The 15,303-nt window shown below is 64.3% G+C and carries 16 protein-coding genes; 10 read left to right on the top strand and 6 right to left on the bottom strand.

Going from position 1 to position 15,303, the window contains the following annotated elements:
• Nucleotides 1–66: 66 nt before the first annotated feature.
• Nucleotides 67–1,623, top strand: coding sequence for a histidine ammonia-lyase (gene hutH, locus IVB32_RS05280; RefSeq protein ID WP_018460325.1), 1,557 nt, complete (start codon nucleotides 67–69; stop codon nucleotides 1,621–1,623).
• 13 nt (nucleotides 1,624–1,636) lie between these two features.
• On the top strand, nucleotides 1,637–3,304 hold the full coding sequence (gene hutU, locus IVB32_RS05275) for a urocanate hydratase (protein ID WP_026234001.1): 1,668 nt from the start codon (nucleotides 1,637–1,639) through the stop codon (nucleotides 3,302–3,304).
• Between the two features lie 7 nt (nucleotides 3,305–3,311).
• Here hutU and IVB32_RS05270 read toward each other — a convergent pair whose 3' ends face one another.
• Nucleotides 3,312–3,530 (bottom strand): hypothetical protein, encoded by a 219-nt coding sequence (locus tag IVB32_RS05270; protein ID WP_143273219.1) that lies wholly within the window; start codon nucleotides 3,528–3,530, stop codon nucleotides 3,312–3,314.
• A 49-nt stretch (nucleotides 3,531–3,579) separates the two neighbouring features.
• Between IVB32_RS05270 and IVB32_RS05265 the strand changes: the two genes are divergently transcribed.
• Nucleotides 3,580–4,896, top strand: a complete 1,317-nt coding sequence (locus IVB32_RS05265) for an alpha/beta hydrolase-fold protein (protein ID WP_247295114.1) — start codon at nucleotides 3,580–3,582, stop codon at nucleotides 4,894–4,896.
• An 11-nt stretch (nucleotides 4,897–4,907) separates the two neighbouring features.
• Here IVB32_RS05265 and IVB32_RS05260 read toward each other — a convergent pair whose 3' ends face one another.
• Entirely contained in the window at nucleotides 4,908–5,174 is a 267-nt protein-coding gene (locus IVB32_RS05260; RefSeq protein WP_018460323.1) for a Plug domain-containing protein, read from the bottom strand.
• Between the two features lie 62 nt (nucleotides 5,175–5,236).
• The gene (locus tag IVB32_RS05255) at nucleotides 5,237–6,304 is read right to left on the bottom strand and encodes a hypothetical protein (RefSeq protein WP_157643161.1); all 1,068 of its coding nucleotides are present in this window, start codon (nucleotides 6,302–6,304) and stop codon (nucleotides 5,237–5,239) included.
• Nucleotides 6,305–6,405: 101 nt separating this feature from the next.
• Here IVB32_RS05255 and IVB32_RS42750 point away from each other — a divergent pair, with 101 nt between their 5' ends.
• Nucleotides 6,406–6,534: a hypothetical protein gene (locus IVB32_RS42750; protein WP_018460321.1), complete on the top strand. Its 129-nt coding sequence runs from the start codon at nucleotides 6,406–6,408 to the stop codon at nucleotides 6,532–6,534.
• A gap of 62 nt (nucleotides 6,535–6,596) precedes the next feature.
• Here the strand turns inward: IVB32_RS42750 and IVB32_RS05250 are convergent, their stop codons facing one another.
• Nucleotides 6,597–6,881, bottom strand: coding sequence for a hypothetical protein (locus IVB32_RS05250; protein ID WP_018460320.1), 285 nt, complete (start codon nucleotides 6,879–6,881; stop codon nucleotides 6,597–6,599).
• A 172-nt stretch (nucleotides 6,882–7,053) separates the two neighbouring features.
• Here IVB32_RS05250 and IVB32_RS05245 point away from each other — a divergent pair, with 172 nt between their 5' ends.
• On the top strand, nucleotides 7,054–7,863 hold the full coding sequence (locus IVB32_RS05245; RefSeq protein WP_026234000.1) for a substrate-binding domain-containing protein: 810 nt from the start codon (nucleotides 7,054–7,056) through the stop codon (nucleotides 7,861–7,863).
• Here IVB32_RS05245 and IVB32_RS05240 read toward each other — a convergent pair.
• Both IVB32_RS05240 and hisC read right to left on the bottom strand, forming a co-directional pair.
• Nucleotides 7,837–8,535 carry an ABC transporter permease gene (locus IVB32_RS05240; protein ID WP_018460318.1) on the bottom strand — a complete coding sequence of 233 codons (699 nt, stop codon included), beginning with the start codon at nucleotides 8,533–8,535 and terminating at the stop codon, nucleotides 7,837–7,839. The genes IVB32_RS05245 and IVB32_RS05240 overlap by 27 nt on opposite strands.
• A 217-nt stretch (nucleotides 8,536–8,752) precedes the next feature.
• A complete protein-coding gene (gene hisC / locus IVB32_RS05235) occupies nucleotides 8,753–9,805 on the bottom strand; it encodes a histidinol-phosphate transaminase (RefSeq protein WP_026233999.1) in 1,053 nt (350 codons plus the stop codon).
• Nucleotides 9,806–10,027: 222 nt separating this feature from the next.
• Between hisC and IVB32_RS05230 the strand changes: the two genes are divergently transcribed.
• From IVB32_RS05230 to IVB32_RS05210, 5 genes are all read left to right on the top strand, one after another.
• Complete coding sequence (locus IVB32_RS05230) at nucleotides 10,028–11,506, top strand: FAD-binding oxidoreductase (protein WP_026233998.1); 1,479 nt, start codon at nucleotides 10,028–10,030, stop codon at nucleotides 11,504–11,506.
• 258 nt (nucleotides 11,507–11,764) lie between these two features.
• The gene (locus IVB32_RS05225; RefSeq protein ID WP_018460315.1) at nucleotides 11,765–12,616 is read left to right on the top strand and encodes a 3-hydroxybutyryl-CoA dehydrogenase; all 852 of its coding nucleotides are present in this window, start codon (nucleotides 11,765–11,767) and stop codon (nucleotides 12,614–12,616) included.
• A 139-nt stretch (nucleotides 12,617–12,755) separates the two neighbouring features.
• The gene (locus IVB32_RS05220; RefSeq protein ID WP_247295107.1) at nucleotides 12,756–13,220 is read left to right on the top strand and encodes a group III truncated hemoglobin; all 465 of its coding nucleotides are present in this window, start codon (nucleotides 12,756–12,758) and stop codon (nucleotides 13,218–13,220) included.
• Between the two features lie 264 nt (nucleotides 13,221–13,484).
• Nucleotides 13,485–14,138, top strand: a complete 654-nt coding sequence (locus tag IVB32_RS05215) for a Rieske (2Fe-2S) protein (protein ID WP_018460312.1) — start codon at nucleotides 13,485–13,487, stop codon at nucleotides 14,136–14,138.
• 116 nt (nucleotides 14,139–14,254) lie between these two features.
• On the top strand, nucleotides 14,255–15,303 hold a 1,049-nt coding region (locus tag IVB32_RS05210), incomplete at its 3' end, for a PQQ-binding-like beta-propeller repeat protein (protein ID WP_247409946.1).

Raw genomic sequence — 15,303 nt, 5'->3', positions numbered from 1 at the left:
CCCCGCCGAGCTGGTGTACCGTATCGGCTTCAATCCGCTTCACCGCCGGGTGTGGAGGGGACAGTGATGGAGGAGAGCACAGCGATCGTCGTCAAGCCGGGAACGGTTAGCCTCGACGATCTCGCGCGCGTGCTCGAAGGCGCATCTGTCGTTCTCGATCCCTCGTTCTGGCCGCGCGTCGACGCGGCCGCGGGGATCGTTGCAAGGGCTGCGCGAGCCGACGTCCCCGTGTACGGGATCAACACCGGCTTCGGGAAGCTGGCGTCGAAGCGGATTCCACCTGACCAGACCGCGCTGCTCCAGCGCAATCTCATCGTCTCGCATTGCTGCGGCGTCGGTGCGGCGACGCCCGAGCCGATTGTCCGGCTGATGATGGCGCTGAAGATCATCTCGCTCGGGCGCGGTGCTTCCGGCGTGCGCCGCGAGGTGATCGAGCAGCTGCAGGCCATGCTGGCGCGGCGCGTCTCACCGCTGGTGCCGCAGCAGGGTTCGGTCGGTGCTTCTGGCGATCTCGCGCCGCTCGCGCATATGACCGCTGTGATGATCGGCGAAGGACAGGCGTTCGTCGACGGCAAGAGCGTATCAGGCAGCGACGCGCTCGCCGCAGCCGGCCTACCGCCACTGACGCTCAGTCCCAAGGAAGGGCTCGCGCTGATCAACGGCACGCAATTCTCCACTGCCTACGCCGTCTCCGGCGTGCTGCGCGCATTTCGCCTGGCCCGCGCCGCGCTCGTCACCGGCGCGCTGTCGGTCGATGCCGCGATGGCTTCGACGGCGCCGTTCCGCCCCGAAATCCAGGCGCTGCGCGGCCATTCGGGACAGATCGCGGCCGCGGCAACCTTGATGGCGCTGCTCGACGGCAGCGACATCCGCCTGTCGCATCTCGAAGGCGACGAGCGCGTGCAGGACCCCTATTGCCTGCGCTGCCAGCCGCAGGTCGCAGGCGCGGCGCTCGACCTGATCCTGCAGGCGGCGCGGACGCTGATTATCGAGGCCAATGCCGTCACCGATAATCCGCTTGTCCTGGTCGAGACCGGCGAGATCGTCTCCGGCGGCAACTTCCATGCCGAACCGGTGGCTTTTGCCGCGGATACCATCGCGCTGGCGCTGTCGGAAATCGGTGCGATCAGCGAGCGGCGCATCGCGACGCTGGTCGATCCCGCGCTCAATTTCGGCCTGCCGCCGTTCCTCACTCCCGATCCCGGTATCAATTCCGGCTTCATGATCGCCGAGGTGACGGCGGCCGCACTCTATGCCGAGAACAAGCAGCGCGCGGCCGTGTGCTCGATCGATTCGACGCCGACCAGCGCCAACCAGGAAGACCATGTCTCGATGGCCGCGCATGCTGCACGGCGCCTGTCTGACATGGCGGACAATCTCGCCACCATCCTGGGCATTGAGCTGCTGGTCGCCGCCCAAGGCATCACGCTGCGCGCGCCGCATGCGACCAGCGCGCCGCTCGCCGCCGTCATCGCCGCACTGCGCGAGCAGGTGCCGCAGCTCGGCGCCGACCGCTACATGGCCGGCGATCTCGCCAGGGCTGCAGCGCTGGTCGAAGCCGACGCGCTGCCGGCTGCGGCGCTCGCCGTACTGTCAACTGACCCGTTTCCGACACTTGCCTGACGAGGTGTTCCGCATGAACCGCCGACTGGACAACGACCGCACCATCCGCGCGCCCCGCGGCAGCGAAATCAGCGCCAAGAGCTGGTTGACCGAAGCTCCCTTGCGCATGCTCATGAACAATCTCGATCCCGACGTTGCAGAACGTCCGAGCGAGCTCGTCGTCTATGGCGGCATCGGCCGCGCCGCGCGCGACTGGGAGAGCTTTGACCGGATCGTTGCTTCGCTGCGCGAGCTCGAGGACGACCAGACGCTGCTGGTCCAGTCCGGCAAGCCGGTTGGCGTGTTCCGCACTCATGCCGACGCGCCGCGCGTCCTGATCGCGAATTCCAACATCGTGCCGCACTGGGCGACGCTCGATCATTTCAACGAGCTCGATCGCAAGGGCCTGATGATGTACGGCCAGATGACGGCGGGTTCCTGGATCTATATCGGCAGCCAGGGCATCGTGCAGGGCACCTACGAAACCTTCGTTGAAGTTGGCCGCCGCCACTATGGCGGCAGCCTCGCCGGCAAATGGATTCTGACGGCCGGTCTCGGCGGCATGGGCGGCGCGCAGCCGCTGGCTGCGACCATGGCCGGGGCCTCGATGCTGGCGGTCGAATGCCAGCCGAGCCGCATCGAGATGCGTCTGCGCACCGGGTATCTCGATCGCCAGGCCGCAACGCTGGACGAGGCGCTTGCGATCATGGCCGACGCAGCGAAGACGAAGAAGGCGGTCTCGGTCGGCCTGCTCGGCAATGCCGCGGAGATTTTTCCCGAGCTGGTCCGCCGTGGCGTCAGGCCCGACATCGTCACCGATCAGACCAGCGCGCACGATCCGATCAACGGCTATTTGCCGAAGGGCTGGACGCTCGCCGAGTGGGAAGCCAAGCGCGCTGCCGACCCCAAGGCCGTGGAGCGCGCCTCGAAGACCTCGATGGTTGAGCACGTCCAGGCCATGCTGGATTTCCATGCACTGGGCATTCCGACCCTCGACTATGGCAACAATATTCGCCAGATGGCGCAGGACATGGGCCTGAAGAATGCCTTCGATTTTCCCGGCTTCGTTCCCGCCTATATCCGTCCCTTGTTCTGCCGCGGCGTCGGGCCGTTCCGCTGGGCCGCGCTGTCGGGCGATCCCGAGGACATCTTCAAGACCGACGCCAAGGTCAAGGAGCTGATGCCTGACGACAAGCATCTGCACAATTGGCTCGACATGGCCAGGGAGCGCATCAAGTTCCAGGGCCTGCCGGCGCGGATCTGCTGGGTCGGGCTCGGCGATCGCGATCGCCTGGGCCTTGCCTTCAATGAGATGGTGGCGCGCGGCGAATTGAAGGCACCCATCGTGATTGGCCGCGATCATCTCGACAGCGGTTCAGTGGCGAGCCCCAACCGCGAAACCGAAGCGATGAAGGACGGGTCGGACGCTGTGTCCGACTGGCCCTTGCTCAACGCCCTGCTCAATTGCGCCAGCGGCGCGACCTGGGTGTCGCTGCATCACGGTGGCGGCGTCGGCATCGGCTATTCCCAGCATGCCGGCATGGTGATCGTCGCCGACGGTACGCCGGAAGCGGCGAAGCGGATCGCGCGCGTGCTCTGGAACGACCCTGCCAGCGGCGTCATGCGCCACGCCGACGCGGGCTACGACACCGCGATCGACTGCGCCCGCGACAAAGGGCTCGACCTGCCGAGCCTGCGCTAGGCGCGACTTAGGCCACGACCCTGGCTTCGGCGCTGCCGAGGCGCTGGCGTTCCTTTGCGAGATACTCGTCGATCGCGTCGCCGTGCATGGGCTTTGCGAAGTAGTAGCCCTGGATGAAGTCGCATCCCAGCCGGCCTGGAGTAACCGTGCCTGCCCGTTTTGAGCATGGCGGCCATAGCCGCAACGCGGCCGGCTGAGGTTTGACCGCGCACAGTCGGCTCGTCATACTTTGCGCCAAGGCGAGCCAGAAAGACTCGTCGGTATCGGGAGCTGAAATGACCAAATCATTCTCCGTCCTTGCGGGGACGCTGATTTCCGTCGTCTCCTTCACTTCGATTGCCTTCTCGCAGCCGGCCTGCGTCACCCAGAACATGGCCGTGCCGCCTGGGGCCAACACCACCGACAAGGCGGGCCCGTTCTTCATTGATACGACGGGTCTTGACTTCAAGACGGCGCCTCCGACGCGCGATCCATCCAATCCCAATTATCCACGCGCCACAGAGCTTCCTGACGGAACGCTGCCGCCACCGGGTGCCGAGGGCAATTTCATCATCGGTCCCACCCACAATCCTGCGCCGGAGACGATCGCGAAGGAGGGCGTGCCGCGTGGGACGACAAAGTCCTTCACGCTGTCGTCGAAGGAGAGCACCATCTACAATCCTGGCCTGATCCGCGATGACGCCGCCGGCTGCACCAATTCCTCGATCATGACGACCGTCACGGCGCCGGACGACAAGTCGCACATGATCGTCACCACCAGCCATCCCGGCGTCTGGTCGCGCACCATCGACGTCTATGTGCCGGCGCAATATGTGCGCGGCAGCGAGGCGCCGTTCATCGTGGTCGGCGACGGCGGCTCCAACGCCTACAAGGACCTCGCCGTCACGCTCGACAATCTGATCGCGCAGCGCCGCGTGCCGCCGATGATCGCGATTCAGATCGGCAATGGCGGGCAGGACGCGCAGGGCAGTCAGCGTGGCCGCGAATATGACGCGGTGTCAGGTGCCTACGCGCAGTTCGTCGAGCGTGAAGTGCTGCCGCTGGTCGAAAAGAACGCCGATGTCAAGCTGACCAGAAATCCCGATGGGCGTGCGACCATGGGGCTGAGTTCGAGCGGTGTGGCCGCCTTCACCATGGCGTGGTTCTATCCGGATCTCTATCACCGCGTGCTGGCGTTCTCGCCGACCATGGTCAACCAGCAATGGCCGCACGACCCGTCGCTGCGCGGCGGTGCCTGGGAGTATCACAGCGCATGGACGGGGCCAGCCACACCCCATCTCATCTCCAAGGCGGGCGTGCTCACGCCGGCCGAGCCGCCCGGCCTGCCGCTGATCGTCGCCGCGCCGACCAAGCCGATCCGGTTCTGGTTCTTCGGCGGCGACCAGGACCTGTTCTATCCGAACCCCACCATTCCCGATGGCATGCACGACTGGACCCTCTCCAACGCGCTGATGGCCAAGGTGCTCGCGGAGAAGGGCTACCACTATCAGTTTCTGTTCGTCCGCAACGCCAAGCACGTCGACCGTCCCACGATCGCGCAGACGCTGCCGTCGGCGCTGGAGTGGGTCTGGAAGGGCTATCCTATCCCCTGAGCGAAAGTAGCCTAGCGCCCGATCGTCACGCCGGCGGTCGAGCGCATGGCGTCCTTGAGGCTCGTCGCGTTCTTGTCGTCGAGGACCTCTCGCGTCAGCACGGTGGTCTGGCCGGGCGTGTTGAGGATCGTCTCTCCGCGCGAAAAGGAGAGGCGGTCGGCCTTGTAGGGTGAGGCCTGATCGGTCGTGGGCGCATGGCGTTTACTGGATGCGGCGAAGGCTCCTTGCGAGACGCAGAGGACGACAATCACGACCAGTCGCAACGATCTTGCGGGCATGCGATCTCCCAAATTCAGGGCGTTAGCCTAGCATATGGGCTGCTCGTCACTGGAATAAAGGGTCAGGCGAGAGCGGCCTGGCGTTCCCGCATTAATTCGCGGACCGGATCGGGTTTCCCCGGCTCGGCGAGCCGTGTAAAACTGCGCTGGCTTGCATGCGCGGGGGCTTCGACAATCACGCCTTCGCAGACGATCTGTCCGCCGAGCATCCGGAATTCCAGCTTGTCGTAGCGCGGCATCGTCTCGCCGGGCGCGGGCGGCAGCAGCCCGACGCTGCCCTGGATGTTCAGCGTGGCATCATCGGCGCCGTGGAGGCGGGGATTCCACATCCTGATCCCGGTCTCCGCCCAGCGCTGCCGGATTAGCGCGGCGCGGTCGGCGGGCTCTGCGGCTCTCACGCGAGCTTTCGGTGCATACGGGATCTCCGGAGCCGGAGACACGAGGGCCGGAGCTGGCTCGATAGTTGTGACGACGCCGAGCGTCTCGGTGGAGTCTTCCGCGGCGCCGGGGGAAGGATCGCTCTCGATGCTATCCTCAGGGACATGCTCCGGCGAGATGTCGCGATCGGCGAACGCGACACACGTGTCGTCGAGAGTCGAGGAAGTATCCACGTCGACGACCAGAGCGATGGCGTCAACCGTGACGACCTCGACATCGACAGAAGAGGCCTTCTCCGCCACAACGGGCTCAACGTCGGCCGAAAGTTCGGAAGTTGGATCGCTGTTGATGATGAGTTCGGGGACGTCGACCGCTTCGCGCACGACGTCGATAGTCGCGACCGAAACTTCCACGACGATCGGCTCGACTTCCGTCGGCGTCTCCTGGGATGAATCGTCGCTGCCGCTGACATCGGCTGGCGTTTCCGACGGGCTCTCCGCGATGACAGGGCTGGAGGTGTTGTCTTCGGCGGCTGAAGCCGCGACCGGGACGTCGCAGTGCGACGTATCCGCGTTGATGCTGGTGTCGAGAGCCGGAGCCGTATCTGCAATTTCTGCAACAATGGCGGGTGAGGCGTCTACTGCGTCAGGCGTGACGTCGATGCTGCCACCGTGCGGCGCGGGGCGAAGCCGGGTGAACGCCCATTTCACCGCGGCGATGCGGCGCAGCAACGATATCAGTCTCGAAAGCACTGGGAGTTGTCCAAGAGGTACTCGGCTTGAGGCCATCGCTGATTCGCCAGCAATGTAAAAATCCCCGGCTGTCACACTGATGTCAATGTAGGTAGGACCAATTGCAGAACATCCACGCCTTCAGGGCGCGCGGCTGCGATTTAGCCGGCGTGACTGTAACCAAGGTGCAGCCCCGCCAATACGCTTCGTTCGACACCAACACCTTCGCACATGACATCGACAAGCTTTGACGGCACAAAGGTTCTGGAGAGGGGACGATCGCCCCTCTCCAGGATTTTCGATCGATACCGGCCTACTTTCCGGCGCCGGAGCCGGAGCCAGCGCCGCCGCCGGCCTGGCTGCCCATGTTATTGGTGTTGCTGCCGCCGGCCGACGGGGTCTGCTTGCCCTTGCTGTCGGCGGCCTCGTTCTGCATGTTCGACGACGCGCCGGTTGTCATGCCCTTGGTCGCGGGGCCCCGCGACGAAGGGCCAACGTCGCCCTGGCCGGATGCGCCTGGGGCGGGTTGTGTCTGCGCAAAGGCGCCGCCGGTCGCCAGCGCCATGATGCACGCGGATGCCAAAATGATCTTCTTCATCTGGTTTCCTCCTGGGTTGCCTTGACGACAACTTGCGCGCGGAGCGGACGTTCCTCACTTAGGAGCGCCGCGAGGCTCATGACCAAGCGCATTGCGGCGCTGTCGAGGTTCCCTGTACAGCTCTATCGACGGTAAAGTTTGGAACATCGAGCATCTTGTGTAAGGACGAGGCATGAAAAGGATAATGACTCTCGGAGCGGTTCTGCTCTGGTCCACCATCGCGTTCGCACAGGAGCGCACCATTACTGTGGCCTCGACGACGTCGACGGAACAGTCGGGGCTGTTCGGTTACTTGCTGCCGCTGTTCTCGAAGGCCAGAGACGTTGACGTGAAGGTCGTTGCCGTCGGTACGGGTCAGGCGCTCGACATCGGGCGGCGCGGCGATGCAGATGTCGTGTTCGTCCATGACAGGCCTGCCGAAGACAAGTTCATGTCCGAAGGCGAGGGCGTGAAGCGCTTCGACGTCATGTACAACGACTTCGTCATTGTCGGGCCGAAGAGCGATCCCGCCAAGATCGCCGGCGGCAAGGATGTGGCCGAGGCGCTGCGCAAGATCGCGGCCGTGAAGGCGCCGTTCATCTCGCGCGGCGACAAGTCCGGCACGCACGCGGCCGAACTGCGGCTGTGGAAGGAGGCAGGCATCGACCTCGGTGCCGCCAAGGACGGCTGGTATCGCGAGATTGGCCAGGGCATGGGTCCAGCACTGAACATGGCGTCGTCGTCGAACGCCTATCTGCTGTCGGACCGCGGCACCTGGTTGTCATTCAAGAACCGCGGCGACCTTGCCGTCCTCACCGAAGGCGACAAGCGGCTGTTCAACCAGTACGGCGTCATGCTGGTCAATCCGGCCAAGCATTCGAACGTGAAGGCGCGGGACGGGCAGGCCTTCGTCGACTGGCTGATCTCTCCTGGGGGGCAGGAGGCCATCGCGGGCTACAAGGTCGGGGGCGAGCAGCTATTTTTCCCCAACGCGTCCCACTAGCAGGAAGGCGACGGTCGACACTGCGACGCTGAGTGCGAGCAGGATCAGCCCGAGCCCGAGCGCCAGCGGCAGGTCGCCCTTGCTGGTCTCCAGCGCGATCGCGGTCGTCATCGTGCGCGTGAAACCGCGAATATTGCCACCGACGATGAGGATGGCGCCGACCTCGGCGATCGCGCGCCCGAAGGCTGCGAGAAAGGCCGTCAGCAGCGAGGTCCGGCCCAGCGCGAACAGCAAGCCGATGCTGCGTAGCGTTGACAGCCCGTCGATCCGTGCGAGGTCGCCATACTCCGCCCACAGCAGGCTCGCCGGCCGGTGCACCAGTGCGACCACGATCGGTGTGGCGAGCAGCGTCTGCGCGACCACCATGGCCGCCGGCGTGAACAACAGGCCGGCGGCCCCGAGCGGGCCCGAGCGCGACAGCAGAAGATAGAGCGCGAGCCCGACCACGACCGGCGGAAGGCCAAGCAAGGCATTGGTCAGGACGATGATGACCTGCCGCCCACGGAACCGGGTGATCGCAAGCAGCGCCCCGAACGGCGCCCCGATCAGAAGCGCGAGGATGCTGGCAGTCAGGCTGACGCGCACCGACAGCCCGACGATGCCCAAAAGCTCTGCGTCGGCCTCGCCGATCAGTGTGAATGCGGCGCCGATGGATCGCGCGAAGTCGTTCATCCGTGCCCGAGCTTCGGCGCCCGCCACGATGCCTCGGGTGCGCCGATTTCGGGACTGCGGGGGTGATTCACGTATATTTCCCTGAGGGCAGCGTCGTGCAAGGCAGCGGCGGAGCGGTTTGGTAACCCGAATTTGACCGGAAATCAAAGCTTTGCGCGGCATGGGTACGAGGTGGCGTTCGGCCTCATCTTTTGCCCGATGCGGGGACGGTCGGGGCTCAGATCAAGCCGCGCAGCACTTCAACGAGCCGGGCACACTCGGCCTCCGTTCCGATCGTGATGCGCAGAAAGTCCTCGATGCGCGGCTTTCCGAAATGCCGGACCAGAACGCCACGCTGGCGAAGCGCTGCCGCGAGATCTGCTCCGCTCCGGCTTCGATGGCGCGCGAAAACGAAGTTGGCGAGCGACGGCAGCACATCGAAGCCGAGTTGTCTGAGATCGCGGGCCAAGGTTTCGCGGCTTGCGATGATACGGGCACGGGTGTCTCGGAACCAGCCGTCGTCCTCGATCGCGGCGACGGCGCCGGCGATCGCGAGGCAATCGAGCGGATAGGAGTTGAAGCTGTCCTTCACCCGTTCCAGCGCTTCGATCAGCGGTCGTTGGCCGATGGCAAAACCAACCCGCAGGCCAGCGAGCGAGCGCGACTTCGAGAAAGTCTGGATAACCAGCAGATTGTCGTGGCGTGCAACCAGCGGCACGGCGCTCTCGGCGCCGAAATCGACATAGGCCTCGTCCACCACCACCAGCCGGTCCGGCTGTTCGGCGAGCAGCCATGCGATGGCGTCGCGCTGAAGGGCGATGCCGGTTGGAGCGTTCGGATTGCAGAGCAGGATGGCGCTCGATGGTCGCCTGTAGTCGGAGATATCGATCCTCATCGCAGCATCGAGCGGCACCTCGTCATGCGTTATTCCATAGAGGCCGCAATAGACAGGGTAGAAGCTGTAGGTGACGTCGGGGAATAGAAGCGGTGGTTCGTGCTTCAGAAGTGCCTGGAAGGTGTGGGCCAGCACCTCGTCGGAGCCGTTGCCGACGAACACTTGCTCGGGCGCCACATCGCAATGGGCCGCGATGGCCTCGCGCAGGCGCGTTGCGCGCGGATCGGGATAAAGGCGCAGCCGCTCCGCGGCCGATGCGATCGCCGCCAGCACGCGCGGCGAGGGCGGGTAGGGATTCTCGTTGGTATTGAGCTTGACGATGCCGTCCTGCTTGGTCTGCTCGCCGGGGACATAGGGCGAAAGCGTGTGGACGACTGGACTCCAGAAACGGCTCATGAGCTCCAATCCGAATTTGATCGGGGCACAGTAGGGTATGCGGGAGCCCGGTGGAAGTGCGCCTGCGTTCAGCATTGCAGGCAAATCCGCACGAGGCTTACTGCCGGAGACGTTCCCGCAAGCGCGACCCCTATGCTAGGGTCATTGCACCACCGCCCAGAATGAAAAAGAACGAAGGCCGGCGCGCCCCAAGGCGCGCAACGGCCGAAAAGAGAGGAACACATGCCGGGTGCAGCCCTTCCCACCGCCCCCTCGATTCCGAGCGCGCCGGTGACGTCAGCCGTTCTCGACCGCTTGCGGGCCATCGTCGGCGACAAAGGCCTGATCGTGGACGAGCAGGACAAGCTGCCCTTCGTGACCGACTGGCGCGGCACGCTGGCGGGGCAGGCCGCGGCGATCGTGCGTCCGGCCATCACCGCGGAAGTCTCCGCTGTCGTCAAGCTCTGCTACGACAACGGCATTGCCATCGTTCCGCAAGGTGGCAACACCGGCCTGATGGGCGGTGCCACGCCGTGGCCCATGCACCGCGGCATCGTGCTGTCGCTTGGTCGCATGAACCAGGTGCTGAATATCGATCCCGTCGGCTATGCTATGACTGTGGAGGCGGGCTGCATCCTCGAGACGCTTCAGGACACAGCCGCGCGCCACGACCGCCTCTTTCCGCTCAGCCTCGGTGCTCAGGGCTCGTGCATGATCGGAGGTAATCTGTCCACCAATGCCGGCGGCGTGCAGGTGCTGCGTTATGGCAATGCGCGAAATCTGGTGTTGGGTCTCGAGGTCGTGCTGGCTAACGGCGATATCTGGGACGGCCTGCGCGCACTCAAGAAGGACAACACCGGCTATGACCTCAAGCATCTGTTCATGGGCGCCGAAGGGACGCTCGGCATCATCACCAAGGCGGTGCTGAAACTCTGGCCGGCGCCGAAAGACGTGTGCACGGCATGGCTCGCAATTCGCGATCCCAAGGCAGCCATCGACCTTCTGTCGGAGGCGCATGCCGCTTCCGATGACAATGTCGGCTCCTGTGAGCTCATCAGCCGTGCGTGCACCGACATGGTGCTGCGCCACATTCCCGGCACCCAGGATCCCCTCAAGGCTGAGACGGAATGGTATCTCCTTCTCGAATGGTCATCGGCACGGCCACGGCAGGACGGAGGCACGGGCATGTCGGACAGGATGGAGCAGTTCTTGGCCGACCAACTCGAGACGGGCCGGGTGCTGGATGCGGTGATCGCGCAAACCGAAGCGCAGTCGCGCAACATGTGGCGGATTCGCGAGAGCGTGGCCGAGGCATCGCGCACCGAAGGTCCGGGCTTGAGCTACGACGTGTCGGTCGCGGTCTCCAGGATTCCCGAGTTCATCGACAGCGGTCTCGAGGCCGTACTCGCAATCCTGCCGGCGATCCGCCCCTATCCGCTCGGCCACATCGGAGACGGCAATGTGCACTTCTCCTTCATGGGCCCGAAGGGCATGGACCGCGATACGCTCTCCCAATATTCCGCGGCGATCACACGGGCCGTCAACGACCTCGTCACCTTCATGGGCGGCTCGATCTCGGCGGAACATGGCATCGGCATCGAAAAGCTCGACGAGCTCCAGCACTACCGTTCCCGGACCGAGCTCGACATCATGCGCACGATCAAGCGGGCGCTCGATCCCAAGAACATCATGAATCCGGGCAAGGTGCTTCGTCTCGGTTGAGCTGTGCCCACCTCAAGCCCGGTGCTCCCGAACGCTCGGCGCTCACGGAGACGGATGCCGCGGATAGGCCGGGCCAAACAGCCGGGGGCGTCAAATCATGCCGTGTGGCGGCCGAAAGGCGGCTTTATTCCCGCCTTGGATGCTTTAAGGAAGGGACAGGATCAGGTCGCACCCGCCCGGGGGCGGTGCTAGACCCTGATGCAGGAACAAAGGGGCGGGCCGGCATGGCACGTCCGCAAGGATGAAGGATTTGAGGCAATGATCCAAAGCGTTGGCATCATCGGGGCAGGCACCATGGGGAACGGCATCGCGCAGATCTGTGCCGCGGCCGGGCTTTCGGTCGTGATGGTCGATATTTCCGATGCGGCGGTGAACCGCGGGATTTCGACGGTTGGCGGCAGCCTCGAGCGCCTGGTCAAGAAGGAGAAGATGTCGGCGGGCGATCGCGACGCCACGCTCAAGCGCATCACCGGCACCACCGACCGCGCCAAGCTCGTCGATTGCGATCTCGTCATCGAGGCCGCGACCGAGAACGAGGAACTCAAGGTCAAGATCCTGAAGGATCTCTGTGCGACGCTGTCGCCACGCACGCTGCTCGCCACGAACACCTCGTCGATCTCGATCACGAAGCTCGCCGCGGCGACCGACCGTCCCGACCGATTCATCGGCATGCACTTCTTCAATCCGGTTCCAGTTATGGCGCTGCTGGAGCTCATCCGCGGCTTGCAGACCTCCGACGACACCCACGCCAAGGCGCTCGATTTGGCCAAGCGCGTCGGCAAGGTGGCGATCACGGCCAAGAACAGCCCGGGCTTTGCCGTCAACCGCATCCTTTGTCCGATGATCAACGAGGCGATCTTCGCGCTGCAGGAGGGGATTGCGACGGCGGAAGAGATCGATGCCGGCATGAAGCTCGGCTGCAACCATCCGATCGGCCCGTTGGCGCTCGCCGATCTCGTCGGGCTCGACACCATGTTGTCGGTGATGGAGGTCTTTTACAAAGGCTTCAACGACCCCAAATACCGTCCGGCCCCCTTGCTCAAGGAAATGGTCGATGCCGGCCATCTCGGCCGCAAGACGGGGCAGGGCTTTTATACCTACAGCGCCTGACAACGGCGCGGGCGGCGGGCGTTGAGTGTGCTCGCCGCCAGACCCCGCGATTTGCGCTGCGACAAAGACGCCGCGCGCAATCGGCCCGACAATGTCGAACGGGCGCCGTGCGGGAACAACGGAACGGATAACAAGGGACATGTCGGATCGACTGAAGGCCGAGCGCGAGGCTGCGACCGCGCGGCGGAATTTGCTGACCCAGGATGCAATCGAGCGCACGGGGATCACCGAAGAGATGATCGGGGAACTCGTGACCCGCTTCTACGGGCGCATCCGCGAGGATGAGCTGCTGGGGCCGGTGTTCGCGAACGTGCAGAATTGGGACGAGCATCTGGCCAAGCTCCGGGATTTCTGGTCGTCGGTCGTGCTGATGAGCGGCCGCTACCATGGTTCACCGATGCGGGCGCATATGCCACTGAACCTGATCGGGGATCATTTCGACCGCTGGCTCGATTTGTTCGAACAGACGGCACGCGAGGTCTGCCCGCCGCCGGCAGCCGCGCTCTTCATCGACAGGGCGCGCCGCATCGCCGACAGTTTTGAGATGGCGTCGGCAACGTTGGCCGGACGCATCGCTGCGCCGCGTCACGTGCTCCGCTCCTAGAACACAAAACGCCTGCCTGAGAAATGCGCAGCCGCGCTGATGGCGCTACGATGGCGCCGAGCGTCGGCGCATTGCACCAATACCGGCAGCATTGATCTGATCTGCAAAATCATCATGCCGGTCGCGTAGCGTGACGTTGCAATTAGAAAAATGCGCGTAAATGCGCGTGTTCTCGTTCAATCAGTGCGAGCATAACCATGTGATGCACTGCGGGAAAAAATCTTTGCCTTTTTTTCGGCAGAGTTCCAGCGCCTGCTTGCGGGCATGTCGCGTGCATCGTTCAACACATCCTCTTCATCCTCCGACAACACAGCGGAATCCGACGCTGACGCCTGCACGGAGCAAACCCGGCGGGCGCTGTTGATGAATGCGCTGGCCACCACGGCGTGCCTCGCCTGTTCCACGCAGGTCCACGCGGGCGAGGATGCGCCCGGCTCCGACGAACGGCCTCAGAAGGGCGATCTGCTCGTGTTCTCCGAAGGCGATCAGGAGGGAAAGCCCGTCACCGCGGCCGCTCTGTCGGCCGGCGGACCGCCGGTGCATGCCTGGCCGAAAGATCCGAAGACATCGGTCGTGCGCAGCGCCTCGCGCCTCAATGAGATTCTGATCATCCGCCTTGACCCCACCGAGCTCGACGAGCAGACGAAAGCGCGCGCTGTCGACGGCATCCTCGCCTATTCGGCAATCTGCTCGCATGCCGGCTGTCCTGTCACGGCCTGGGTGAAGAGCGATGTCGGCGACAAGGAAGTGCTCAAATGCATGTGCCACAACTCCGAATACGATCCTCGCGCGGGCGCGCAGGTCGTGTTCGGGCCGGCGCCGCGACGGCTCGCTGCGCTGCCGCTGGCGCTGGCTGACGGCTCGCTCAGCGTCGCCGGGAACTTCATCGGAAAGGTAGGTGGCGCGCAGCCGGGATGATGGGCGTGCGGGTTGTGCCCGCGTCACGAGAGGCCGCATCCGCCGATGGGCGGACGACGGGACGAACGACAAGAATTCAAAACAAGAATTCAAACGGATATAAAAGGGGAACGTCCATGACCAGGAAGCAATGGTTACTGTCCGGCTTTGTCGCCTTCACGTGTCTTGCATCGACCGCCGCCATGTCAGGCCCGATCGAGAACTACGCGCCGGTTACCGCGCAGCGGTTGGAAAACCCGGAGCCCGCCAACTGGATGCTTTACCGGCGGACCTATGACGGGCAGGGCTACAGCCCACTCGACCAGATCAACACCTCGAATGTGAAGAACCTCACCCCGGTCTGGACTTTCGCGACCGGCGTGGTCGAAGGTCACGAGGCGCCGCCGATCGTCAACAACGGCGTGATGTTCGTGGCGACCCCGATGGGCCAGGTGATCGCGCTGAACGCCAAGACCGGCGACGAATATTGGCGCTACAAGCGGCAGCTCCCCGACGACCTGTTCCAGTTGCATCCGACCAGTCGCGGCGTCGGCCTCTGGGAGGACAAGCTCTATCTGGCCACTACCGACGACCATGTCGTCGCGCTCGACGCCAAGACCGGCAAGGTGGTGTGGGACACCAAGGTTCAGGATTACAAGAAGGGCCAGTACATGACCCTGATGCCGCTGATCGTCGACGGCAAGGTCATCGTGGGCGGCTCCGGCGGCGAGTTCGGCGTGCGCGGCTATGTCGCCGCCTATGACGCCAAGGACGGCAAGGAGCTCTGGCGGACCTATACGATTCCGGGCGAAGGCGAACCCGGCCACGACACCTGGCAGGGCGAGGACTGGAAGAACGGCGGCGGCTCGGCCTGGATGACCGGCAATTACGACAAGGACACCAAGACGATCTATTGGGGCGTAGGCAACGCCGCGCCCTGGCCCGGCGAGATGCATCCGGGCGACAATCTCTATACCTCGTCGGTGCTCGCGCTCGATCCGAACACCGGCAAGATCAAGACCTATCATCAGTATCACCAGAACGATTCCTGGGATTGGGATGAGGTCGAAGCGCCGATGTTGATCGACCTGCAACGCGACGGTCGCAACATCAAGAGTCTGGTCCATCCGGGACGCGATGCGATCTTCTGGATACTCGAGCGCACGCCGACCAAGATCAACTACGT

This window comes from Bradyrhizobium sp. 23 (assembly GCF_023073295.1).
Lineage (GTDB): Bacteria > Pseudomonadota > Alphaproteobacteria > Rhizobiales > Xanthobacteraceae > Bradyrhizobium > Bradyrhizobium canariense_D.
This window is presented reverse-complemented; position numbering and strand designations above follow the sequence as displayed.